This window comes from Ottowia massiliensis (genome assembly GCF_900240305.1).
In the GTDB taxonomy this organism is placed as follows: Bacteria; Pseudomonadota; Gammaproteobacteria; order Burkholderiales; family Burkholderiaceae_C; genus Ottowia; species Ottowia massiliensis.
The window spans coordinates 454,749-478,456 of record NZ_LT964854.1 but is presented as its reverse complement, the minus strand read 5'-3'; the positions used below and the strand labels follow the sequence as shown (position 1 = coordinate 478,456).

23 protein-coding genes and 1 pseudogene are annotated in these 23,708 nt (G+C 60.7%); 13 read left to right on the top strand and 11 right to left on the bottom strand.

The features are described from left to right. Positions 1-59: 59 nt before the first annotated feature. The 4 genes from rpoD (at position 60) to C1720_RS02055 (ending at position 5,582) form a co-directional block, all read left to right on the top strand. The gene (rpoD, locus tag C1720_RS02070) at positions 60-2,486 is read left to right on the top strand and encodes an RNA polymerase sigma factor RpoD (RefSeq protein WP_102283068.1); all 2,427 of its coding nucleotides are present in this window, start codon (positions 60-62) and stop codon (positions 2,484-2,486) included. A 589-nt stretch (positions 2,487-3,075) separates the two neighbouring features. Continuing rightward, complete coding sequence (locus C1720_RS02065; protein WP_050715768.1) at positions 3,076-3,360, top strand: phosphopantetheine-binding protein; 285 nt, start codon at positions 3,076-3,078, stop codon at positions 3,358-3,360. A gap of 19 nt (positions 3,361-3,379) precedes the next feature. Beyond that, entirely contained in the window at positions 3,380-4,270 is an 891-nt protein-coding gene (locus tag C1720_RS02060) for a COG4648 family protein (protein WP_102283067.1), read from the top strand. After that, on the top strand, positions 4,230-5,582 hold the full coding sequence (locus C1720_RS02055; RefSeq protein WP_102283066.1) for an AMP-binding protein: 1,353 nt from the start codon (positions 4,230-4,232) through the stop codon (positions 5,580-5,582). The genes C1720_RS02060 and C1720_RS02055 overlap by 41 nt, the downstream gene beginning before the upstream one ends. 553 nt (positions 5,583-6,135) lie before the next feature. Here C1720_RS02055 and hemE read toward each other — a convergent pair. Next, entirely contained in the window at positions 6,136-7,287 is a 1,152-nt protein-coding gene (gene hemE, locus C1720_RS02050; RefSeq protein WP_102283065.1) for a uroporphyrinogen decarboxylase, read from the bottom strand. 621 nt (positions 7,288-7,908) lie between these two features. Between hemE and C1720_RS02045 the strand changes: the two genes are divergently transcribed. Both C1720_RS02045 and C1720_RS02040 read left to right on the top strand, forming a co-directional pair. Further along, a complete protein-coding gene (locus C1720_RS02045; RefSeq protein WP_369406057.1) occupies positions 7,909-8,796 on the top strand; it encodes a lysophospholipid acyltransferase family protein in 888 nt (295 codons plus the stop codon). Between the two features lies 1 nt (position 8,797). Next, the gene (locus tag C1720_RS02040) at positions 8,798-9,718 is read left to right on the top strand and encodes a M48 family metallopeptidase (protein ID WP_233199753.1); all 921 of its coding nucleotides are present in this window, start codon (positions 8,798-8,800) and stop codon (positions 9,716-9,718) included. Between the two features lie 167 nt (positions 9,719-9,885). Here C1720_RS02040 and C1720_RS02035 read toward each other — a convergent pair. The 10 genes and pseudogenes from C1720_RS02035 to C1720_RS02000 form a co-directional block, all read right to left on the bottom strand. Beyond that, positions 9,886-10,626: pseudogene (locus C1720_RS02035) on the bottom strand (IS5 family transposase). Between the two features lie 115 nt (positions 10,627-10,741). Beyond that, positions 10,742-11,263 (bottom strand): DUF6683 family protein, encoded by a 522-nt coding sequence (locus tag C1720_RS02030; protein ID WP_146006823.1) that lies wholly within the window; start codon positions 11,261-11,263, stop codon positions 10,742-10,744. Between the two features lie 27 nt (positions 11,264-11,290). Beyond that, on the bottom strand, positions 11,291-12,133 hold the full coding sequence (locus C1720_RS12725) for a DUF6683 family protein (protein WP_146006822.1): 843 nt from the start codon (positions 12,131-12,133) through the stop codon (positions 11,291-11,293). An 8-nt stretch (positions 12,134-12,141) separates the two neighbouring features. After that, on the bottom strand, positions 12,142-12,846 hold the full coding sequence (locus C1720_RS12720; RefSeq protein WP_199170934.1) for a DUF6683 family protein: 705 nt from the start codon (positions 12,844-12,846) through the stop codon (positions 12,142-12,144). A gap of 300 nt (positions 12,847-13,146) precedes the next feature. After that, positions 13,147-13,893 carry a DUF6683 family protein gene (locus tag C1720_RS02015; protein ID WP_146006820.1) on the bottom strand — a complete coding sequence of 249 codons (747 nt, stop codon included), beginning with the start codon at positions 13,891-13,893 and terminating at the stop codon, positions 13,147-13,149. A 134-nt stretch (positions 13,894-14,027) separates the two neighbouring features. Next, positions 14,028-14,657, bottom strand: a complete 630-nt coding sequence (locus C1720_RS12715; RefSeq protein WP_146006819.1) for a hypothetical protein — start codon at positions 14,655-14,657, stop codon at positions 14,028-14,030. After that, a complete protein-coding gene (locus tag C1720_RS12710) occupies positions 14,654-15,415 on the bottom strand; it encodes a L,D-transpeptidase (RefSeq protein ID WP_146006818.1) in 762 nt (253 codons plus the stop codon). Before C1720_RS12710 ends, C1720_RS12715 begins: the two co-directional genes overlap by 4 nt. A 169-nt stretch (positions 15,416-15,584) precedes the next feature. After that, complete coding sequence (locus tag C1720_RS02010; protein ID WP_102283060.1) at positions 15,585-16,373, bottom strand: hypothetical protein; 789 nt, start codon at positions 16,371-16,373, stop codon at positions 15,585-15,587. Positions 16,374-16,673: 300 nt separating this feature from the next. After that, entirely contained in the window at positions 16,674-17,378 is a 705-nt protein-coding gene (locus tag C1720_RS02005) for a response regulator transcription factor (RefSeq protein ID WP_199170933.1), read from the bottom strand. A 279-nt stretch (positions 17,379-17,657) separates the two neighbouring features. Next, positions 17,658-18,599: a hypothetical protein gene (locus C1720_RS02000; RefSeq protein ID WP_102283059.1), complete on the bottom strand. Its 942-nt coding sequence runs from the start codon at positions 18,597-18,599 to the stop codon at positions 17,658-17,660. A gap of 279 nt (positions 18,600-18,878) precedes the next feature. Between C1720_RS02000 and C1720_RS01995 the strand changes: the two genes are divergently transcribed. The 7 genes from C1720_RS01995 to kdsA all read left to right on the top strand — a co-directional run bounded on the left by C1720_RS01995 (position 18,879) and on the right by kdsA (position 23,685). After that, positions 18,879-19,118, top strand: coding sequence for a hypothetical protein (locus C1720_RS01995; protein ID WP_050715781.1), 240 nt, complete (start codon positions 18,879-18,881; stop codon positions 19,116-19,118). Positions 19,119-19,312: 194 nt separating this feature from the next. After that, positions 19,313-20,017 carry a GNAT family N-acetyltransferase gene (locus C1720_RS01990; RefSeq protein ID WP_102283057.1) on the top strand — a complete coding sequence of 235 codons (705 nt, stop codon included), beginning with the start codon at positions 19,313-19,315 and terminating at the stop codon, positions 20,015-20,017. A 140-nt stretch (positions 20,018-20,157) separates the two neighbouring features. Then, positions 20,158-20,358: a hypothetical protein gene (locus tag C1720_RS12705; protein ID WP_146006817.1), complete on the top strand. Its 201-nt coding sequence runs from the start codon at positions 20,158-20,160 to the stop codon at positions 20,356-20,358. Further along, the gene (gene rlmH, locus C1720_RS01985) at positions 20,355-20,834 is read left to right on the top strand and encodes a 23S rRNA (pseudouridine(1915)-N(3))-methyltransferase RlmH (RefSeq protein ID WP_050715783.1); all 480 of its coding nucleotides are present in this window, start codon (positions 20,355-20,357) and stop codon (positions 20,832-20,834) included. The genes C1720_RS12705 and rlmH overlap by 4 nt, the downstream gene beginning before the upstream one ends. Positions 20,835-20,882: 48 nt before the next feature. Further along, positions 20,883-21,494, top strand: coding sequence for a Maf family protein (locus C1720_RS01980; protein ID WP_102283056.1), 612 nt, complete (start codon positions 20,883-20,885; stop codon positions 21,492-21,494). A gap of 415 nt (positions 21,495-21,909) precedes the next feature. Then, positions 21,910-22,695 (top strand): alpha/beta fold hydrolase, encoded by a 786-nt coding sequence (locus tag C1720_RS01975; protein ID WP_102284446.1) that lies wholly within the window; start codon positions 21,910-21,912, stop codon positions 22,693-22,695. Positions 22,696-22,827: 132 nt separating this feature from the next. Next, positions 22,828-23,685, top strand: coding sequence for a 3-deoxy-8-phosphooctulonate synthase (kdsA, locus tag C1720_RS01970; RefSeq protein ID WP_050716558.1), 858 nt, complete (start codon positions 22,828-22,830; stop codon positions 23,683-23,685). Positions 23,686-23,708: the final 23 nt, after the last annotated feature.

Here is a 23,708-nt window from a genome sequence, read left to right as displayed (position 1 = left end):
CAGGCGCCGGATGCCTTTCATGCAACCGACTGTCATGCCCCTTCACCATAGGTCCGTCCATGCCCGCCAAGAAAACGTCTGCTCCCGCCGCTGAAGAAGCCGTCGCGCCAAAAGCTGCCAAGAAAGCCAGCGCCAAGAAAGCTGCCACCGTCGAAGCCGAGGCCGAACCCCTAAAGAAAACTCCGGCTGCAAAGGCCCCGAAGGCCAAAGCTGAAAAAGCCGAAGCCGCGCCAGAAGCCAAGGCCAAAAAATCCCGCGTCGCCAAGGCTGCCGCTGATGAAACGGTTGGCGAAACTGCTGACGCAGTGTCTGAAAGCGCGCCCAAGGCCAAAAAAGCCAAGGCTGCCGCCAAGCCCGCAGCCCAATCTGCTGCCAAACCGGAAGCCGCCAAAACGGGCGGCAAGCGTGGCCGCCCAGCCAAAGGCAAAAAAGCAGGTGCGGAGGATGACGACGCCGATCTGTCGGATATCGAAGACGACCTGCAAGGCGAGCCGGAGGCCGAAGCCGCTGGCGGCGCAGCCGCAGCAGTCGAGCAGGCCAAGCCGCTGCGCATGAAGATCAGCAAGGCCAAGGAGCGCGCGCTGATGAAGGAATTCGGGCTGGACGAAACCGTTCTGTCCGAAGAAGAGCTGAACCTGCGCCGCGCCAACCTCAAGGCGCTGCTCAAGCTGGGCAAGACGCGCGGCTACCTCACTCACGGCGAAATCAACGACCACCTGCCTGACAAGCTGGTCGATCCTGAAACGCTGGAAGCCGTGGTGACCATGCTCAACGATCTGGGCGTGGCCGTCTATGAGCAAACGCCCGACTCCGAAACCCTGCTGCTCACCAACCAGGGCAACAACACCGCCACGGAAGAAGAAGCTGAGGAAGAAGCCGAAGCCGCCCTTTCCACCGTGGACAGCGAGTTTGGCCGCACCACCGACCCCGTGCGCATGTACATGCGCGAGATGGGCACGGTCGAGCTGCTCACGCGCGAAGGCGAAATTGAAATTGCCAAGCGCATCGAAGGGGGTCTGATGGACATGATGCAGGCCATCAGCGCCAGCCCTTCCATCATTGCCGAAATCCTGCAAATGGCCGCCGAAATCCGTGAAGGCAAAGCCGTCATCAACACCATCGTGGACGGCTTTGTGGACCACGACGAAAACGACGACTACGTGGCCGAAGAAGACTTCGACGAATACGACGACGATGACGACGACGGCAAGGGCGGCTCCAAGGCCATGACCAAGCTGCTGGAAGCGCTGAAAACGCAGGCGCTGGAGCGCTTTGACCGCATTGCCCAGCTTTATGAAAAAGTGCTCAAGGCGCACAGCAAAGACGGCTGGGGCACGCCCGCCTACGTCAAGGCGCAGGAAGCGCTCTCGGCCGAGCTGATGACCATCCGCTTCACGGCCAAAACCATTGAAAAGCTCAGCGACATGCTGCGCGGCCAGGTAGACGCCGTGCGCCGCCATGAGCGCGATCTGCGCCGCATCATCGTGGACAAGTGTGGCTACCCGCAGGAGCAGTTCATTGCCGAATTCTCCGGCCGGGGCAAAAACGGCGAACGCGTGCCATCGCACCTGCTCGACCTGCGCTGGTGTGAAAAGCAGGCGGCCTCCAACAAGCCCTGGAGTGCCGTCATGGGCCGCAACATTCCGCCCATCCAGGACTTGCAGCAAAAGCTCATCGACTTGCAGCAGCTCGTGGTCGTGCCGCTGGACGAGCTGAAAGACATCCACAAACGCATGAACCAGGGCGAAGCCGCCAGCCGCTTTGCCAAGAAGGAAATGATTGAGGCCAACCTGCGCCTGGTCATCTCCATCGCCAAGAAATACACCAACCGGGGCCTGCAATTTCTTGATCTGATCCAGGAAGGCAACATTGGCCTGATGAAGGCGGTGGACAAATTCGAATACCGGCGCGGCTACAAGTTTTCCACCTACGCCACCTGGTGGATCCGCCAGGCCATCACGCGCTCCATCGCCGACCAGGCCCGCACCATCCGCATACCGGTGCACATGATCGAAACCATCAACAAGATGAACCGCTTCTCGCGCCAGCACTTGCAAGAGCACGGCTTCGAGCCGGATGCCGCCTTGCTGGCCGAAAAGATGGAAATCCCGGAAGACAAAATCCGCAAGATCATGAAAATCGCCAAGGAGCCTATCTCCATGGAAACCCCCATCGGAGACGACGACGACAGCCACCTGGGCGACTTCATCGAAGACACCAGCAACACCGCCCCGGTCGATGCCGCCATGCAGGCCGGCCTGCGCGACGTGGTCAAGGACATTCTCGACAGCCTCACCCCGCGCGAAGCCAAGGTGCTGCGCATGCGCTTCGGCATTGAAATGAGCACCGACCACACGCTCGAAGAGGTCGGCAAGCAGTTTGACGTCACGCGCGAGCGCATCCGCCAGATCGAGGCCAAGGCCCTGCGCAAGCTCAAGCACCCCTCGCGCTCGGACAAACTGCGCAGCTTTATGGACTCCATCTAGGCTCCCGGCGAGCGCCAGATGTACAGGAAACAAGGGGCGAATTCACTGCTTATTCGCTCCTTGTTTCATAGCATGGGGTCCTAGTAGAGTCTGCGCCAAAGCTACTTTCAGACCCCTTGAAATTGCTCCTCTTTTCAAGATAGAGCAACCTGCGTTTTCAGGCCTGGCGCAGCAGCCATTGCGGCGCACAGCAGCTTTGCATCAGCCAAAGCACAGAGCCTGAACGCCGTGCGGCTTTTTTCGCCCTTGGCAGCCAGCAGCGCAGCGCGAAAGCTGGGCTGGTTTCTCTCCGCATTAAATAGCAATATGTCCTAGTGGAAATTGCGCAGAAGGGCGGTTTCTACCGCTTTAATTTGCTCCTGTTTTTGGTGCTCTTGCGTGGCAAACGGGTTTTGATGCCGGGCCAGAAATAGGCAGGCCGAACGTGTTTTTCGGCTGCGCGCCGTTGCGTATGCCGCAGTGCAGGTCGGGCCGGGCAGGCAGTGTGCGCCTGCGCTGCCTATACTTTCGCGCTTTTTCTGATTCAGGGCGGGCGGACCGCCTTTTTGCTGGCCGCTCGCGCCTGTTTGCCTCTCTGTTCCCTAGATTTATGAACGCTCCCGTTTCCCCCGCTGATGAAAACGCCTTGCTGGCTGAATTGGCCCAGATGCTGGTGGACTGCCTCAATCTGGATATGAAGCCTGCAGAAATCGACCCGGATGCGCCCTTGTATGGCGATGGACTGGGGCTGGACTCGATCGATATTCTGGAAGTGGCGCTGGCGGTATCCAAGAAATACGGTTTTCAGCTGCGGGCTGAAGACGAGAACAAGCAAGCCATCTACAGCAGCCTGCGCAGCCTGGCCCGGCACATCGCGGCGCACCGCACGATTTGAGTTTTTTCCTCCCTTGCCAATGACCTGGATGCCTGCAGGCCCGCCGGGCCGCCCCGCTGGCGAGAGCGCGCCTGCCTGCGGCGCAGCCCGCGCGGATGCCCCAGCCCTTGCTCACGCCCGTGAGGCCAGCGCGGCGTGCGCGCCCCATGACGCACGCGTACCCATGCTGGTGGCGGCGGGCGTGGTTACCTACGCAGCGGCGGCGTGGTGGAGCAGCCGCCATCTGCCCTGGCTGGCGCTGGCGCTGGCCGTGGCGCCTTTTGTGTGGCTGGCGGCGGCGTTCGCTCTGGCGCGGCCTGCCGCAGGCGGCGCGTGGCGGTGGGCCGGGCGCTGGCTGCCGCTGCTGGCGTTGTGCGCGGCCCTGGCGGCGGGCTGGGAGCCGCTGCTGGCCAATGTGCTGCTGGTGTATCTGGCCCAGCACGTGGGCGCGCATGCGGCGCTGGGCTGGATGTTTGGCGCAAGCCTGCGGCCCGGGCGCACGCCGCTTTGCACCGAATTTGCCAGCTGGGGGCACTGGCGCATGACGCCGCAGCTGGTGTGGTACACGCGGCAAGTCACGCGGGTGTGGGTGGCGTTCTTCGCGGGCGTGGCGGCCGTATCGCTGGCGCTGTTCGCGGCGGCTTCGCCTGCGGCGTGGATGCTGTTTTCCTCTGTGCTGGGGCCGCTGCTGACGGCGGCGCTGTTCGTTGTGGAAAACCTGGCGCGCAGACGCTATCTGCCGCCCGACAACCGCATGGGCCTGATGGCCACCTGGCGCGCCATTCAGGCGCGTGCGCGGTCGCAGGGCAAGCCAGCGCCCCAGGCGTGCCCGCCTTCGTCACCGCCTTTCCCGTCCACGCCCTTTCCGCCACGCAACCCGGCAGAGCCAGATGAACCCACCCGCCCTCGCACTGAGCGCTCACGCTCCTGATGAAACACTGGCCCTCGGCCCGCAAGGCCCCGTGACGGCCGCGCGCTTCTTTGCCGACGCGCAAAGCGTGGCCGAAGCATTGCCCGCCAGCCAGTACGTGCTGAACACCTGCCACGACCGCTACCTGTTCATGGTGGGTCTGGGCGCGGCCCTGCTGGCCGGGCGGCCCACGCTGATGCCTTCCAGCCTTGCCCCCGAATCCGTGCGCCAGTTGCAGGAGCGCTATCCGCAGCTGCTGTGCCTGCACGACGGTCAGGAGCGCCCCGAAGGGCTGCCCGCCTGGCCAGTCGCCCCGCCAGCGGCAGGTGCGGCCCGCGCCTTGCAGGATGCGCCGCTGATCGAAGCCAACCAGGTGGCCGCCATCGTTTTCACCTCCGGCACCACCGGCGCGCCTACGGCGCACCTCAAGCGCTGGGGCGGACTGTGCGCCGATGGCGAGGCCGAAGCGCGGCGGATAGGCTCGCAGGGCCTTGCCATCATCGCCACCGTGCCTTCGCAGCACATGTACGGCCTGGAATCGAGCGTGATGCTCACCTTGCGCGGCGGCGCGCGCCTGTGGCGCGAGCGCCCCTTCTACCCGGCGGACATCTGCGCGGCGCTGCGAGCCGCGCCGGGGCCGCGCATGCTGGTGACCACTCCCTTTCACCTGGGCGCGCTGCTGGCCGCCCAGGTGGCGTTGCCGTCATGCGAACGCTTGCTGTGCTCCACCGCCCCGCTGCCCGTGGCGCTGGCGCGCCAGGCTGAAGCCGCCTTCGGCAGCCCGCTGACGGAAATCTACGGCTGCACCGAAAGCGGCCAGATCGCCACCCGCCGCCCCACGCAGGACGAAGCCTGGCATCTGCTGGATGGCGTGCAGCTTGATGTCAGTGCCGAAGGCGCATGGGCGCATGGCGGCCACGTGCAAATTCGCGTGAAGCTGTCTGACCACATCGAGCCGCTTGACGAGCGGCGCTTTCGCCTGGGCAGCCGCCATGCCGACATGGTGAACGTGGCGGGCAAACGCGCCTCGCTGAGCGCGCTCACCGCCCAGCTTCTGGGCGTGGAAGGCGTGACGGACGGGTGCTTTTTTCTCCCCCAGAACCCCGCCGCCGAAAAACAGGCCGGCGTGCAGCGCCTGGCTGCGCTGGTCGTTGCCGCCCCAGGCATGACGCCCGAGCGCATCATGGGCGCCCTGCGCCAGCGCATGGACCCCGCCTTCCTGCCCCGCCCCCTGCTGCCCGTGCCCGCCCTGCCGCGCAACGCCACGGGCAAGATCGTCGCCAAAGAGGTGCAAGCCCTCTACCAAACCCTCTGCCAACCCCGCGCCAGATAGAGGGTGAGCGGGGCTGAGAGCAGGCGCTGAAAGCCTGCTCAAGGCCTGTCATTCGGGCAGGATGAAAACGCAAAAGGAGTTTTTTTGCTCTTTTATCTATAGCATGATGTCCTAGTGAAATGGGCGCAAAAGCCGTTTTGGAGCTTGTGAATTTGCTCTTCTTTTTGATGTGCCCATGCATCTGCTGGAACCTGCTCGTGAGCAGGCCAGCTAAGCGTCTCGCCGGGCGGCAAAAGGGTCACAAGACCTGACTTGTGGTTTGCGCCCTGCGGCTGCCGGATTTCCTTTTGCAGCGGAAGAAGGGCAGGGCGCGCCAGCCCGTGCATCTTCTGCCCAGTTCATTCTGATGAACGAAGCGCCCGGCAAGCAGGCAGCGGCAAAGCCCATATTCGCTCTTGAATTCATAGCATTAGGTCTTAGTTGGGCCTGCGCAGAACGGCTTTTTCAACCCCTCATATTTGCTTCTGTTTTTGATGTTATCCGGCAGGTGGCGCTTGCTGTTGGGGGCTTCAACCGTCAGCCGTCTGCCGCTGCGCGCCGTTTTCCTCGCGTTTCATGGTTGCCGAAGGCGGCGCGAGTAGGCATGCACTTCGTCTACCAGGTGCGCCACATGTTCGGGCGGCGTGTGCTGGCTGATGCCGTGGCCGAGGTTGAAGATGTGGCTCACGCCCCGGCCTTCGTCTTGCCTTGAGCCACGCTGCCCATCAGGCGGGCCGAAGGCGTCGAGCACGGCGCGGGCCTGCTGGCGGATGACCTCGGGCGGGGCAAAGAGCACGTTCGGATCGAGATTGCCCTGGAGCGCAACGGGGCGCGTGGCCGCTGGCGCGCCAGGCGGCAGGGCCAGTGCGCGTTCCAGCTCGCGGCGCGCGCGCGTCAGGCTGGCCGTCCAGTCCAGCCCCAGCGCGTCGCACTCCAGCGCGGCGGCCATGTCGGGCAGCCACGGCCCGCCGCCTTTGGTGAAGACGATGCGGGGCACCACGCGCCCGTCGGCGCCCGTGCGTTTGAGCTGGCGCAGCACGCGGGCCGTGTAGGCCAGGCTGAAGGTCTGGAAGGCGCCATCGGCCAGCACGCCGCCCCAGCTGTCAAACACCATCACGGCTTGCGCGCCCGCGTCAATCTGCGCGTTCAGGTAGGCGGCCACGGCATCGGCATTGACGCCCAGCACGCGGTGCATCAGGTCAGGGCGGGCATAGAGCATGGTTTTCACCTGGCGGTAGTCGTCGCTGGAGCCGCCTTCCACCATGTAGCAGGCCAGCGTCCAGGGGCTGCCCGAAAAGCCAATCAGCGGCACGCGCCCGGCAAGCGCCCGGCGTATGGAAGTCACGGCGTCAAACACGTAGCGCAGCCGCTGCATGTCGGGCACGGCCAGGCGGGCCACGGCGGCTTCGTCGCGCACTGCGTGCGCAAAGCGCGGGCCTTCGCCCGGCTGAAAGCTCAGGCCCAGGCCCATGGCGTCAGGCACGGTGAGGATGTCTGAAAACAAAATGGCCGCATCCAGCGCGTAGCGCTCCAGCGGCTGCAAGGTGACTTCGGTGGCGTAGTCCACATTCGTGGCCAGCCCCATGAAGCTGCCCGCGCGCTCGCGCGTGGCGCGGTATTCAGGCAGATAGCGCCCGGCTTGCCGCATCAGCCAGATAGGCGTGTGGGCGGTGGGCAGGCCCAGGCAGGCGCGCACAAAAGTATCGTTTTGCAAGGGTGCGTTCATGCGCCGGATTGTCGCAGGCGGGCTTGCGGACGGCCTGAGCGGGCGCGGGCGAGAGTGGCGGCGCGCAAGTGACAGCGCAAGGGTGGCGGCGCGAGCGGCTGAGCGCCAGCAGCGGGAAGTCAGCGCGGCCCTCCTGTGAACCCCACGCGAAACCCGCGCAAAGCCCCGCCAGACAAGGCTTTCACGCTATGTTTTTTGGGGCATGGCGGCTCACTTATGCACAAAAAACGCCCGCACGGCCATGTGCCGCTCCGTTTTCACTACAGAAGCGATAGCGTCCGTAACTCATTGATTTGAAAAGATTTAAATTTTTTGCCGTTTTGCTGTGCAATCCGCAAAAACCCTTGTTTTGCAAGTGCGGCGCAGCGTTTGCACAGGCTTTTCAACAAAGTTGTCCACAGTTTCTGTGCATAGCCTGCGTGGCCTGTGAAGGCGTGCGGAAAACGCAAGGAAAAAGACGCGTGAGGCAGGGCCGCGAGCCTGGCAAGCTTGCGCCCGGAAAACACGCGCCCGCCTGCCCGCTGCCTGTTCGTGCGCCTTGCGGCGGCGATGCGGTAAAACCCGCCGTTTTCTCATCTTCCGGCCAGGCTCATGCTGCGTTTCATCCGCTCCGCTCTTCACATGCTGTTTCTCACCGTGACGGTGATTCCGTGGTCGCTGACGGTGGTTGCGCTGTCGCCCTTCGTGAGCAAGCAGTGGCTGTATGGCTTCTGCCATGTGTGGGTGCGCATGGTTGTGGCGTCGGCCAGGCCGCTGCTGGGCATCCGCACGCGGGTGCGGGGGCTGGAGAACCTGCCTGCCGGCCCGCAGGCCGCCGCCGTGCTGCTCGTCAAGCATCAATCGGCCTGGGAAACCTTTGTGCTGCCCACGATAACGCCGCATCCGCTTGCCTACGTTTTCAAGCGCGAACTCGCGCGCATTCCCTTCTTTGGCTGGGTGCTGGCGCGGCTGAACATGGTGCGCATCGACCGGGGCCGCCCCACGGAAGCCTTCACCCGCATGGTCACGCAGGGCCGCCGCCTGCTGGCGCAAGGCATATGGGTGGTCATCTTCCCCGAAGGCACACGCGTGGCGCGCGGCCAGCAGGGCAAATACCGCAGCGGCGGCACGCGGCTGGCCATTGAATGCGGTGTGCCCGTGGTTCCGGTGGCCGTGACTTCGGCGCGCTGCTGGCCGCCGCGCGCCTTCGTCAAAAGCCCTGGCATCGTTGATATTTCATTTGGCCCGCTCATTGCCAGCCAGGGGCGCAAGGCGGATGAGCTGATGCGCGAAGTGCAAGACTGGATCGAAGCCGAAATGCGGCGGCTCGATCCGCAGGCCTACGCCGGCGCTGCCGCCCTGCCGCCATCAGACGGCGGGCCGGCCGATGGATCGGCCCTCTGCGCGCCCCAGCCTGTCTGCGCGAACGCCGGCCTGGCAGAAAACAGCGATGGTGGCGGCGGTGATGGCTGCAGCGGTGATGGCTGCAGCGGTGATGGCGGCGGCGGTGATGGCGGCGGTGGCGACTGACATGTCCGCGCTTGAGCATCTGGGCCAGCTCATGCTGGACCTGTTCGGCGCCGCATCCGCACAGCCTGCCGCGCCCAGGGCGGCGGTTCAGCCTCCGGCCCCGCGCCTGGCTTCTCCCACGCTCCAGCCGCCCCTGCGTCACTACGCCCACCCGCAGGCCACGCACGCCATACGCTTGGGCGAAACCTGCGTGGCCTGGCGGCTGCGGCGCTCGGCGCGGCGCAGCATTGGCTTCGTGGTGGACGAGCTGGGCCTGACCGTCAGCGCCCCGCGCTGGACGCAACTGCCTGAAATCGAGGCCGCCCTGCACTCAAAAGCGCGCTGGGTCCTCAGCAAGCTCGCCCAGGCGCAAGAGCGGCAGCAACGCCAGCATGCCGCCCGCATCCCGTGGGGCGAAGGCGCCACGCTGCCCTGGCTGGGCCAGACGCTCACCCTGCGGCGTGAACCGCGAGCCGCCTTGAACGGCCCCGCCCGTCCTCGCTGGCAAGCCGCTGCAGATAGCGTGGCTGACGCGGATCGCAGCAGCGCAGCTGGCCCCGCGCTCTATCTCTCGCTGCCCCCTGCCGCCACGGCCGCGCAGTGGCGCGACGCCACGCAAGCCTGGATCAAGCAGCAGGCCCGCCGCCACTTCACCGCGCGGCTGGACCACTTCGCGCCCCTCATGGGCGTGCGCTGGCAAAAGATGGCCCTGACCTCGGCCAGCACCCGCTGGGGCAGCGCCAGCGCAGACGGCAGCATCCGCCTGAACTGGCGGCTCATGCACTTTCGCCCGGCGGTTGTGGACTACGTCGTCGTTCACGAACTGGCCCACCTGCACGAGATGAACCACAGCCCGCGCTTTTGGGCGCACGTGCAGGCCCAGCTGCCCACCTACGCCGCCTTGCGCGCCGAGCTGCGCGGCGAAGCCTTGCCACTCTGGTGAAAACCGCTTCCTGCCCGCCCGTGCCGTCAAAGCAGGCAGGTGCGGGCCAGGCAAGAGCCGAAGGCTGTCTGCATGATTTGCGTGTCTGAACCCATAGTCAGGCGAGCGCGACGGAAGTTGTAGTCATGCCTCCACGGCGGCACAAGCTCACTCGGGCGCGTCATCAATCAGGCGAGCCATACGCCAGTCGCTGCCAGATGGATGGCGCCTAGGAGGTTGCGAGCCGTCTTGTCGTAACGCGTGGCGATGGCCCGGCACTGTTTGAGCTTGGCAAAGAAGTTTTCGATCAGATGGCGGACTTGGTAAAGATGCAGGTCGTAGTCCCGAGCCGCCCTCTTGCTGCTGCATGAGGCAATGACAACGCCTTTGCCTTGGGCCGGCAGCAGCTCGAGCACTCGAGCTTGGGCGTCATAGTCCTTGTTGGCGATCACGGTTTCGGCCGCTGTTTGAGCCAAGAGCACGTCGGCCCCTTCGAGGCCGTTCGCCTGCCTTGGCGTGAGATGAAATCCGGTGGCCCAGTGCATCCGCCGCTGCGTGAATCTTGGCGCTCAGCCCGCTGCGGCTGTGTCCGATGGCTTGCGGCGCTCCCCCTTTTATCCCTGCACCGTGCTGGGGGCGCTCGCACGATGGTCGAGCCGATCATTGCGTACTCGTTGTCGGCCTGCTGCGCCAGGGCTTCAAAGACCTGTTGCCATACACCGCTGTAGCTCCAGCGGCTGTGACGCAGGTGCGCCACCCGGAAGTCTCCGAAACGTGCCAACAGATCGCGCCAGGGGATGCCGGCCCGGTAGCAGCACGGCATTGACAAACAAGCGGTTGTCCTGTGCTCCTAGCTGGCCGGCACGCTCGGGCAGCCAATCCTTGATGCGCTCCCACTGATCGTCGAGCAACGCGTATCTTCTGGCCATGGCCCCTCTTCTGGGTTCTCGCCCGCAGGCTTCAGGCTCGACTCTTCATGATTGATGACAAGCCCTATGCATGCCGACATGCTGGAAGCACATGCCCGCTTCCCAAATCTTGTTTCTATTTAATCTCTCTCAAACCGTTTTCATCCAGTTTGACGTGTCGGATATCCATTTGCGCGAACTTGCTCAGAAACTCTTTGCCCGCCTCCTTCAGTTGCGCCGCCACTTGCGGATTCTTATTTTTCATGTTTTCCATTTGGGCCATGGTCAAGAACACGCCAGCGCCCACCAGAATGTGATACATGCTTTGTTTTTCCGTCATGGACATTCCGGCGAATTTCGGATCGACAGCCAGCACGATTTTCATCTGACGGGCCAGGGGCTTGAAATACTCCGCTGGCAGCTCCCGGTTGTGGTACGCCGCATAGCAGCCTGCAATCAGCGCGGCGGAAGCTGACCCCATGTCATAAGCATCGACACCAAGCTTTTCCGCCAGAGATTCGAACATTTCAATCATGCGGGTGAATGTTTTGCGAGCCTCGGCCTTCTGCTCATCCTGATAGCCTGCCACAAGTACGTCCATACCTACCATATCCGCTGGCTTGGCAATCGTGGTATCACTAAGTTTCTGATTTGACATTTTCATTTCCCGTTGTGAGTTAAAAATTCATTGCGATATTTCCATTCCGGACGACGTGAAACTCACCCGCTCAGGTGGTACGCCCAGCAGACTTTTCAGTAAATTGTCGCCCATGGCCTTCATTCGCGCCTGCTCCTGTATATTGGGCTTTTTCTGAAGCTCCTGCTGCAAGGCAAACAGCCACATGCCCATGCCTACCAGCGTCTGATAGGTAAACACCTTGTCGCGGACACGCATGGATTTGATCTTCTCGTTTTCCTGCATCACTTTTTCAAGCTGCTGCTCCAGCGGCTTGATATAGGCATCAGGAAACGCCTGCCCCTTATAGGCCGTCCAGGCGCCCGCCAGGGCAACCGCCATACCCGAAGCCAGATTATTGGGTGGAATCCCATAAGCCGGAGCCACCTTCAGATTGAAATCGACAATTAATCTCTGAAACATGTGCGAGCGGTCTATGAAATTCTCGCGCTCATATATGCGCGAAGCCAGCATTTCAGGCGCGCGCGTATCACTCAGGCGCTGGCCGGAAGACATATTCCCCACGTCACCCAAATCTAGCGGAGAGCGTTTGGGCGCTGATTCAGATGGTTTTTTATTGCCTTTCTCGTCTTTTTGGGACTGCTGCTGGATAAGACGCCACATCCTGTCGCTTTCAAGCGCGTCTGTCACATAATCATAACTGTATCCCCAGGCTGCATCTCCCCACGCGCCAGCCGCCACAGGTATGGCCAGGCACAGCGCCGCCAAACAAATCCGCCATCTGCCAGTCATTGCGACGCATGATGAAAATCCAGCACAACTCAATCTCATGAAATGCTCCTGAAGAGAAACCATGCAGAGGCTGTTGTTCTGGAAGATGGCTGGCAGCACAGCGCGCTCTATCGAACCTGGCTCAAGCCGTTTTCATCCAGCTTGATGCTGGCTGCATCCATGTGCGTGAAACGGCTCAAAAATTCCTTGCCTGCCGACTGCAATTGCGCGGTAATTTGCGGATCCGGGTTTTTCATGTTATCCATCTGGGCCATGGTCAAGAACATGCCTGTACCCACCAGAATCTGATACATGCGCTGTTTTTCCTGGACGGATGTCTGCGCAAACTTCGCATCGGCCATGAACACCTGCTGCATCTGCTGAACCAATGGCTTGAAATACTCGTTGGGCAGCACTTCGTTCTTGTAGGCGGCATAACTGCCCGCAATCAGCGCCGCCGCTGCTGACCCCATGTCATACGCAGGCACTTCCAGCTTTTGTGCCACAGGTTCGAACATGTCAATTATTTTTGCAAAAAGCTTGCGGGCCTCAGCCTTTTGGGCGTCTTGGTAGCCTGCAACCAGCATGTCAATTCCAGCCGTACCGGTTGGTTTCTCAATGGCCGTGCCCACAGTGCCGGACAATGTATTTTGTTTTGGGTCCTCTGTCGTATTCGACAATAATGATCGTAACGTATCGCCTGATATCAATTCATTGACCTTGGCGCCTGAAGTGGACATGCCTTCCATTACCGAAGGGAGCGTCAGTCCATGCGCCCACGGCGCCACCCACAGGCTGGCTGTTGCAAGCAGGATGCAAAATGTTTTGCGCATATCAAATCCTCGTCTGTTGTTGAAGAAAATGAAAAAATGAAACCAATGCAGCCCAGATTTCATCTGAATATAGCCAGAAGATTCACCAGCTTTATTCCGAACTGATCGCACACAATACAGCGTTATTGGGAAAAAATTCTTTGTGGAGCCGCTCAACCCTTGCTACAAATTATCGAATATGGAAAACGCAGATTAATCTTATGCCATCTACATTGCAGCCAAAACATGACAGCAATTCATGAACTTTTATCTCGCCCACTTTGCCTAATAATTCTCATTCGGCGACTCTTGCCACAATCACTATTTAAATGTTATGCCTTTGGGACCCAGCACCACTTTATCTGGTGGCACATGCAAAACGGTAGACAGCACCTGACCGCCCATTTCTTTCCATTGTGCTTTCATCTCGGAACTCGAGGCTTGCTTCGCGCGCGCCTCCAAGTCCATGGCAAGACATACCATTACCTGATACAGATACCCCTTGTCGGAATAGTCCATCTGCACGACTTTATTGTTCTTCAGCATGGCCGCCTCCATCTGAAGAAAAACGGGCTTCATCCATGCCGCTTCCACCTGCCGACCAGAATAAACTCGATATCCGCTGGCCACAAGGGCTGCCATGCCCGTAGCCAGATTGTTCATCGGCACGTCCCACAATGCAGGCTGCGTATGATTGAAATCCAGGGCGAGTCGCTTGAAATACCATTTACGTTCACTGTAGTCGTCCCCCAGGCCATATTGGCCCGCGAGAAATGCAAAACCTCTTTCCTTGCTAAAGCGCCCGCGCACCTCGCCATAACCCGCCTCCCAATTGCCAGAGGCCAGCGGCGACTCTTTTGGAAGCGGCCTGGACAAAGTCGTATCAGCATCAATATTCCGTAATCGCTCCTGCTCCGCCATCATGCGATTGAGTGTGTCTTGCTCCATCAATGCGCTCAGCGTATCCAGGCTGATGCCCCAAGCCAGTGCTGATGGTGAATAGATAAGCCACAGCGCCAGAATTGTAGTTGCGATGCCAAATGCACAAACACGAGATAATTCTCTCATGAAATCATTTAGAGATATCACGTTAATCCTATGATAGGAAGATGCGCATTATTAGTCGCTTATTTAAAAGGAAAAAGACGAACAGGCAACTGCTCGTCTTTTTATAAGAAATATCATGTAGACGAACATCAAAATCATGGGTATTCGAATCCAAAAGTCATGCACACTAGCCTGCTGTCAACAAACGCATATGCCTGCATATAAGAAGGCATGTCATGCTGCACCAGCATTGGATGGGTTGGATTGGAGCTTTTGTAAACAAGTAAACGCTGCAGCCGCTCTCCCTGCGGACAATCGGCTGCAAAAGTTCGTATCTTCTGCTGTGCGTCAGGCGACACATATTCGATATCTGGAGAACCCAAACGTTCACGTAATGCTTCTGGAGGCATACCCAAATGGATACCGGTATTCGTTTCAAACCGAGGCTGCATAGTGTCGTACACGGCTTGCTTCACTACATCCATCGGTAGTACAGTGATGCGCTGCACGGGGTATTTCTCTGCACCACAACAGAAATCCAGCACTGCTACCTCTGTTTTCCCTTTAGTGCTGAAGTACAACTTTTCAGGTAATTGAGAAAAAGGCGTGTTAGAGAGGCCCGCTCGACTTACCAACATAGCAGGCAGTGACTCTCCTACCGCAACCACACCTAGAAGCGCGACACTAAAAGACGCCTGCTCCGATACATGCGAAGGCTGCGGCTGCGCCGCAGCCAGCAGCAACCCATGCCATATGACTGCGACAAGACCAAATTTGTATTTCATTCCTGCACTTTGTGCGGTTTGGCTGGAGGCCGCGAGTGATTAGGGTTGCCTTCTATTTGGATGCTCGCCGGAATGCTGTCATGTGTTTCCAGGACATTTTTCATATTAGACTCAAATTCCAGCAAATCAGCCTGACCACTCTCCAAACCAATGCAACCCAATGTACCCCTGCTATTTCCATCAGGATGAATTCTCAACAGAGACCGTAGTGTATCGAATGTTGGATTCAAATTGAAGCTAAAACCAACGCCTTCGCGGTTCATTCCTTTATTATACTCATGCCCGGGACGGCGATTTCTGTAGCCTTCGACGGTATATTCACCATTTTGCGGAGCACCGCTACCAAAACCACCCGCCGTCACCGGAATCGAATCAACAATCTGCCCATCTTCTTTCAAGTAAAGACATCCGCTAGCAAGCAAACTATTCTCCATGGAGCCTTCCACGGAAATACTGTAATTTTTGCCTTGCGTATCAGTCGAAATAGTTTTTTCTGGTACTGTACATACGTTTCCGATGAGCGTTTTTATTTCCTGCCTCAGACTGTCGCGATCCACCTCAGACAATTGAGGCATAATTTCATTTAAAAGCTGATTTCTCTCCAGCTCGGAGCGTCCCATAATCTCCTGCGCCAGCAGTCTCGGCACTAAAACACCCCCCTGCCTAGAACTCTCAAGCAACTGCAACGCTTGATTTGAATCACCCCTTGTGGGATTCTGCGCAGCTGAAGCACCCATATTAACAGCTTGAATAGCCATGATGGACTCCTTTCCTCAAGATCAATTCTAATAATCTATTAGATGAACCAGTACTCACCTAAAACTCGCCAAGATAAGACCAATTTACTCTGACACAGTGCCTAGCATTGTTCGAGTGTTTACAAAAAAGGCAAACGGAAGATCCGTCTGCCTTTCACTTATTAAAATATTACTGCTTACGACCCATAGTACTCAGAGATTCACCGATACTCTTAATCATAGTAGAGACGGTTTCCGTAAGTAGCTTGTATTCTTGACTTACCCCTTGCATTTCGGTTTGCACTTCATTCATCTCGGCGGCAGCAGCCTGCTGTGCTTTTTTGTCGTCGCCAGCACTCTTTTGAGCTTCTGCGGCGCTGGTCATTCTTTGTGAAAGCTCAACCATTTTGGAAGCTTTCTCACCCAGCACTTTGCCCATAGCTTTTGCAATAGCTACCAACCAGCTATTAGTAGACTTCTTGCCGCCTTTGCCGCCAGTCCGGTTTTCGTTCACCTCGTCTTTTTGGTTTTCTTCCAGATTTTTGCGAACGGCATCGGCAATCTTTTGCGCCAAATCATCAATAGACTTCTGAATGTCGTTGCCAGCCGCGTCTTTTAAGGCCTTTTCGGCTTCTGGATCGGCCTTTTTCTCAAATTTCTTAATGACTTCATCAATAACCTTCTTGATGGCTTCTTGCAGGAATTTGGGCAGACCATCTTCCTTGGCTAGTGTATCCACTGCTTGCCTGGCACCGCTGCCGCTGATGGCATTGATCAGGTTGGCCGTGGCATTGATGACGTTGGTGGGAGAAAAACCTTCCAGCACTTTACCCAAGTCAAGCTTGTTGCTGCCACCCAAAAAGCCGCCCAGCAATTGACCCAAGCCGCCCAGCAAGCCGCTGCCGCCAAGCAAACCGCCCAGCATGCCGCCGCCGCCACCACCAATAACACCAGCAACTACACCTACTGCTGCACCCATTTTTACTCTCCTTCAAGGTTGAGATGACCCGTTAGGGCCGGTTGTGATGATCAAGCGTTTTGGCGCCTGACCTTCCTGGTAACCAAGCATCGCTTTGCTCGCGTTGCCTGTTGGGTGTATTAAACCGGGTTCGCGCGGCTTGCGCCATAGGGATCGTTCCCAGCTGGGAACGATCCCTATGTCATGAGCGCAACATAAAAGGAAACCCCTATGCCTCTTGCTGCCTGATGACCAGCGCCCCTTGTTTGCAGCGCATGCTGGAGCAGATTTGCTTTCTGATGTCCTTCTGGCTGGGGAGAACTACAACACCCGCTGGGCCAAAGCCATGTGGGTCAGGTGCACAACGGATTTGGCTTTCATTTTCAGCATGACGCGGCTGCGGTGCATTTCCACGGTTTTGGTGCTGATGTCCAGCTCGCGCGCGATGACCTTGCTGATCTTGCCTTTGACCACTTCCTGCATGATTTGCGCTTCACGCGGACTCAGGCTGGACAAACGGCTGGCGTATTCGGCACAAGGAGGGGCGGCAGGGCTATCAGACGGCGCACGGTGGCTTTGAAAAGCGCGCTTGAGGGCTTCTTCCAGCGCGGCGCCCTCAAAGGGTTTTTCCAGAAAGGTGATGGCGCCTTTTTCCATGGCTTTCACGGCCAGGGGCACATCTCCGTGGCCCGTCATGTACACCACGGGCAGCGCCGGAGTGGCGCCCGCGCCAGTAATGCCCAGAGCAATCAATTCGTCATGCACTTGCAATCCGCTCATGACTGGCATGCGCACATCCAGCAGCAGGCAAGCCTGTGCAATGGCTGCGCCATCCAGTTGTTTCAGTGCTTCTATGGCTTGGCGTGCGTCGCAAAAGTCTTCCACCTGATAACCTGCACCGCTTAGCCACCACTTGGCCGTGGCGCGGAACTGGTCGTTGTCATCTAGCAAATACAGTGTGCGCACCGGATCTGCAGGTTCAGACGATTCAGCAGATGAGGCGGCAGAGGCAAATGTCATGCTCATGCGCAGGGTCCTTGCAATCAAGAAAAACGCGGCAAGCCAGCCGCATCGGCGGCTGCGGCAAGTAAAAAGTGTAGTCGCGCTCTATGTTGCATCTATGCCGCAAAAAACGCCTGGCGGCCTATTGCTATTTATCAGGGAGCAGCTGCCAGCAAACGCCGAGAAACCGCCTTCTCCTTGCCACAGTGCATAAACCGTGTTTGCGCCAAAGGCCATCGGCGCGCACGATCCGCAGCAGTGCCTGTGAATCTGTTTACAGACAGGGAGCGGCAGCTGGTGACCTCAGCGCCCCAGCAGGCGAAGCAGCCAGTGGCGTGGAGCAGGGGTTAGCGTGAGACAGGCGTTGGCAGTGCAAAGAGTCAGGCGTGCGCCGGGCTGCTGAAGCAACGGAGCGCAGGCAGCGTCTGCCGCTTGCCAGCAGGCTGCTACGTCAGGGCCGGCAGCATATGAAGGCAGGTCTCGCAAGAGGGTAAAGGTTTGCACATCAGCATGGGCGGCCCAAGGAGCATCGATCACGCCTGCTCCGCTGATCCACAGAGCATTGACAGGGGGCTGGCCCGCTGCTTCGCGGGCAGTGTTGATGGGGTGCGTTTGCAGCAGCATCTGGATTTCGCTTTGCAGGCGCATGAGTGCAGCGGGCAGGCGCGGCAGCAGGCTGGGGGTGAGTCGTTGTTGACGCGCGCGCGCCAGCGTGCAGGTGGGCAGGCGGCGCAGCGGTTCTCCTTGGGCCAGCCATCGCAGGTATGGCGGTTGCGGCGTTGGGTCAGCCAGCAAGGTCATGCCCGCTTCAGCCAACAGGGGGGCTACGGCCTCGCGCAGGGCGTGGGCTTGTTCGGACGGCAGCGCCAAGGCGGCAGGGTCGGCCAGCAGAGCATGGTCCATGCCGAGCAGCCATTGGCAAGGGGTGAACCAGGCGCAAGGCACGCCAACAGCGCCCGTTTCAAAAGCGGCCCAAGGAATGCAGGCGGGGTCATCTGCGGCATGGGGCAGACCGTAGGCCAAGGCTTGCGCCAGCTCCAGCGGCGTAAGCGGGGCGTCATCGGCCAGCAGATAGCGGGCCTGCACCTGCATGCGGCGCAGCAACGCGGCCAGCCGTGGCAGGCGGGCGGCCCAGGGGCGCGCCAGGGGCGGCAAGCGCGCACCGCTGGGCAGGGGCGCGCTATCGTCCACAGGCAGGGGCAAGATGCTGGCGCGGTGAGCATCGGCAATGATCAGGTGAGGCATGGCAGGCGGCTATGGGCTTCGAAGAGCTTCCAAAAAAAGAGTAACAGTAAATCCAGCACGCGCAGCCTATGCCGAAACTTGCGGACGATGGGCGTCCAGAGCATCCGAAGAATGCTGGGCGCGGCCACCGGACCTCAAGGGGCTGAAAAAGCGCATCCATCCAACCCTGTTCAGCCCTGAATAGGTAATACCCCCCTGGGAACGATCCTAGTGGCGCAAAAGTCTGCAACCGAATAGCATTGGCGTCACGATTTTTTGCAAACTGCTTTTGGCCGCGTCATGAACCCTCTCGCTTCCTCCTTTTTGCCAGCTGCCGGTTTTTCGCCGGTGGCTGGCGGCTGGCCCGCGCCAGCGTCGCAAACCAGCGGCGGTGCCAGCCAAGCCGCTGAGGTGTACGGTTTTCATGGCGAAAGCCCTCAGCTGGCCCGCACGCTGACCGTGCCACCCGCCAGCGGCGAAACCACCAGCCAGATGCAAGCCCGGTTTCTGGATTGCCTCTTCGTCAAAAACCATCCCTAAGCCACCCGCAGGCAGGCCGAAACAAAGGCGCAGAGGCGCATCGCGCGGTTGCCCAGCCAGGCGCTTGTGCCTTGCGCGTCTGCGCACCGGCATTCAGACTATTTTGAACGCGCTTCTGAAATAAACACGTGGCCCGGGGGACGGCAAACAAAACACGCGCCGGCCTTTACGCCTCCGTCATTTGCCGCTGCTTCATGATGAATTTGCCGTCCTGCCCCATTCAGAACCTTCAAGTCAGCGCGCGCCTGAGAATCAGCGAATTCACCTGGCAAGATGCCGCTGACCTTGCGCACATGCACCAGAACCCTCGCGTGCGTGAGTTGCTGATGGATGATTTACCGCTGGACACCACAAATGCCGCACAGCGCTTCATCGACGGCATGCAGCGCTTTTACCGGCAGTATGAAGGCACTGGCATCTGGCGTGCAGAGCGCGCCATCGCGCCCGATGCCGAAAGCGTCGCGCAGGCCCGCCAAGCCTATGCCGAGGGCGAAATTCATGAAACCTTGCTGGCCCTGGTTGAAGCGCCCACCTGGCAGTTTTGCGGCTGGTTCAGTCTGGTGCACCTCATGGATGCGCCAGATGCCCTGGAAATAGGCGCGCGCCTCAGCCCTGACGCATGGGGCGCGGCGCTGGCGCTCGACGGCGGCGAATGGCTGCTGAACCAGGCCTTTCAAACCTTGAAGCGGGAGCAGGTCTTTGGCCACTGCTCGCCACGCAACCGGTCGGCCGCGCACTGCCTGCGCGTATTGGGCTTTGAGCGCGTGGGCCTGGCGCCGTACAACGGCCAACAAGCAGAACGCTTCAGCCTCAGCCGCGCGCGCTGGCAGCAATGGGGCATGCTGCCCCGGCGCGAACGCCAGCGCCAAGCCCTTGCCGCCGCCAAGGCAGGCCGCTGAAAACCACATGCCCCGAACCGCAAGAGGCGGGGGTGGCAGGCGGATAGCAAAAAACGCAAAGCAAGATGCAAGACGCGGCCAGTGAGCAACGGGGTTGAATACGCAAAGATTTTTTGCTCTTTAAACCATAGCATGAGATCTTGGTGAAATCTGCGAGAAACGGTATTTCAGACCTCTTGAATTTGCTCCTGTTTTCGATGAATGCAGACAGGCGTGCAGGTCGCCAGCAGTGCGGAAAAGCCCATTGGGCGGGCTGCACGGCGGCTGAATACGGCCTCTCGCATCTGGCCGCCTGCAAAATCATTTTTCTTGCCGCTTTTGCCGCCTCTTTTGCCACATGAAACTCACCATCATCGCCGTCGGCCAGCGCATGCCGGCCTGGGCGCAAGCGGCGTGGGACGACTACGCCAAGCGCTTTCCGCCAGAGCTGAAAGTGCAGCTCAAAGCCATCAAGGCCGAGCCGCGCGCGGGCGGCAAAACGGCGGCGCAACTCATGGCTGCCGAGCGCGTGCGCATTGAGGCGGCGCTGCCCAAGGGCGCGCACCTTGTGGCGCTGGACGAGCGCGGCCAGGCGCTGCGTACACAGGCGCTGGCCGCGCGCCTGAAGCACTGGCAGCAGGCGCAGGGCATGAATGCCAGCGTGGCCTTGCTCATTGGCGGGCCGGACGGGCTGGATGCCGCGCTGCGCGAGGCCGCCCACGAGCGCCTGCGCCTGTCGGACTTGACGCTGCCGCACGCCCTGGCGCGCGTGCTGCTGATCGAGCAGCTTTACCGCGCCTGGTCGGTGAATGCGGGGCATCCCTATCACCGCGAGTGAGCGCGTGGATGCAGCGAACGTGAATACAGCCAACGCCAATGCAGTAGCCTGCCCGTCATGATTTACCTGGCCTCACAAAGTCCGCGCCGCCGCCAGTTGCTGGAGCAAATCGGCGTGCATCACGAATTGCTGCTGCCCGAAGCGGGCGAAGATGCCGAAGCGCTGGAAGCCGTGCTGCCCGGCGAGCCGCCCGATCGCTACGTGCAGCGCGTGACGGGGCTGAAGCTGCAAGCGGCTGTGCAGCGCCTGCAAGCGCGCGGCCTGCCGCCTGCGCCCGTGCTTTGCGCCGACACCACGGTGGCGCTGGACGGCGGCATCCTGGGCAAGCCCGCAGACGATGACGAGGCCGCCCGCATGCTGGCGCGTCTGTCGGGCCGCACGCATGAAGTGCTCACGGCCATCCGCCTGTGGCCGCTGGCGGGGCAGCCGCTGGCGGCCTTGAGCCGCTCGCAAGTGCGCCTGGCTTGTTTGAGCGCCAGCCGCATTGCCGCTTATGTGGCCAGCGGCGAGCCGCGCGGCAAGGCCGGCGCTTACGGCGTGCAGGGGCGGGCGGCGGCGTTCATCGAGCACATCAGCGGCAGCTACAGCGGCATCATGGGCCTGCCGCTGTTCGAGACGGCGCAGCTGCTGGAGGCGGCGGGCGTGATGTGCAGGGCTTGATGGCAGTCAGCGCGTAGTTTCAAGGGCTTTCCAACAGGCCCTAACGCCACGGGGCGCAGGGACGCCGCAGCGTAGCCCAGTAGGTTTGATGGCCTTTATTAGCTCTTGATTCGATAGCATGATGTCCTAGTCGAAACTGCGCTGAAAGTCATTTAGCCCCCTTTATATTTGCTCTTGTTTTTGATGTATCTGGCCCGTGTGGAACCGGCCCATCGGCGGCCCGTCTGAACAAGCCGCTGCAAGCGCCGCTTCAGCGATGCGTCGGCGCCAGCGAAGGCGCTGGCAGTGGCCAGAAGCCCCCGAATGCGCCCGTTGTTCAAGAGCACAAGCGCACAATGCCCGCCGCACGCCGCCGGCTTCCCGCGCGTCTGCCTCCGTTTTTTCCGTCTTCCTTCACCGCTTGAAAGGCACGGCCATGCCCTCCATCCGCACCGCTTTTAATCACGCCTGCGGGCGCGTTCTGCCCGTGGGCGACGCGCAGATCTACGTGGAAGAGGCAGGCCAGCCAGATGGCCCGCCTTTGCTCTGCCTGCATGGCGGCCTGGGTGACATGCGCGATCTCAACCCCGTGCTGCCCGCGCTGGCGCAGCGCTTGCGCCTCATTGGCATGGACTTTCGCGGGCATGGCCGCTCCACGCTGGGCGGCCAGGCGCTCACGTATGCCCTGTATCAGTCAGATGTGATCGCCGTCATGCGGCAATTGGGCATTGCTGCGGCGCGCGTGCTGGGCTTTAGCGACGGCGGCATTGCGGGTTACCGGCTAGCGGCTGAAAACGGCCCGTTCCAAGTGCTGCAACTGGCCGCCATCGGCGCGCAATGGCGGCTGGCGGCGGATGACCCCGCGCTGCCCATGCTGCAAGGGCTGACGCAAGACGACTGGGCGGGCCTGTTCCCCAACGCCTTGCCTGACTACCAGGCTTGCAATCCGCAGCCTGATTTCGCCAGCCTGCTGCAAGCCGTCAAAACCTTGTGGACCAACGCGCAGCCCGGCAACTACCCCGGCGAAGCCGTGCGCGCCATCACTGCGCCCACCTTGCTGATACGGGGCGACGCAGACGAGCTGTGCAGCCTGCAAGAGCTGGCCGCCTTGCAGCAGCACATCGCTGGCAGCGCCTTGCTCAATGCGCCTTTTGCCGGGCACGATGCCCAGCGCGACGCGCCCGCTCTCCTTGCGCCCGCGCTGGCCGCTTTTTTCGGCTGACGCTGCATCGCTGGCCTGGCCCGGCCGGGAGATTGCCGAAAATCGCCCGTTCGCCCCAGTCGCGCCCCAGTCGCGCCCCAGTCGCGCCCCAGTCGCGCATTTCGCACTTCTTTGATTCCAGACACTTTCGCCATGAACCTCTGCGGCTTTCCCATCGGCCTTGACCGGCCCCTGTTTCTCATCGCCGGCCCCTGCGTGGTCGAATCCGAACAATTGCAAATCGACGTGGCCGGGCAGCTCAAGGAAATCACTTCGGCGCTGGGCATCCCCTTCATCTTCAAAAGCAGCTACGACAAAGCCAACCGCTCCAGCGGCAGCAGTTTTCGCGGCCCCGGCATGGAAAAGGGGCTGCACATCCTGGCCAAAGTCAAAAAAGAGGTGGGCGTGCCCGTGCTGACCGACGTGCACACCGAAGCCGAAATCCCCGCCGCCGCCGCCGTGGTCGATGTGCTGCAAACCCCGGCCTTTTTGTGCCGCCAGACCGATTTCATCCGCGCCGTGGCGCAAAGCGGCAAGCCGGTGAACATCAAAAAGGGCCAGTTTCTGGCCCCGCACGACATGAAAAACGTCATCGGCAAAGCCCGCGCCGCCGCGCGCGAGGCGGGCCTGCCCGAAGACCGCTTCATGGCCTGCGAGCGCGGCGCCTGCTTTGGCTACAACAACCTCGTTTCCGACATGCGCAGCCTGGCCATCATGCGCGAGACGGGCGCGCCCGTGGTGTTTGACGCCACGCACAGCGTGCAGCTGCCCGGCGGCCTGGGCGCCAGCAGCGGCGGCCAGCGCGAGATGGTGCCCGTGCTGGCGCGCGCGGCCGTGGCCGTAGGCGTGGCTGGCGTTTTCATGGAAACCCACCCCGATCCGCAAAACGCTCTTTCTGACGGCCCCAACGCCGTGCCGCTCAAGCACATGCGGGCGCTGCTGGAAACCTTGATGGCGCTGGACGCCGTGACCAAGAAAAACGGCTTTCTGGAAAACAGCTTTTCGGCCTGAGCGTCCGCCCCCCCTGTCTGACT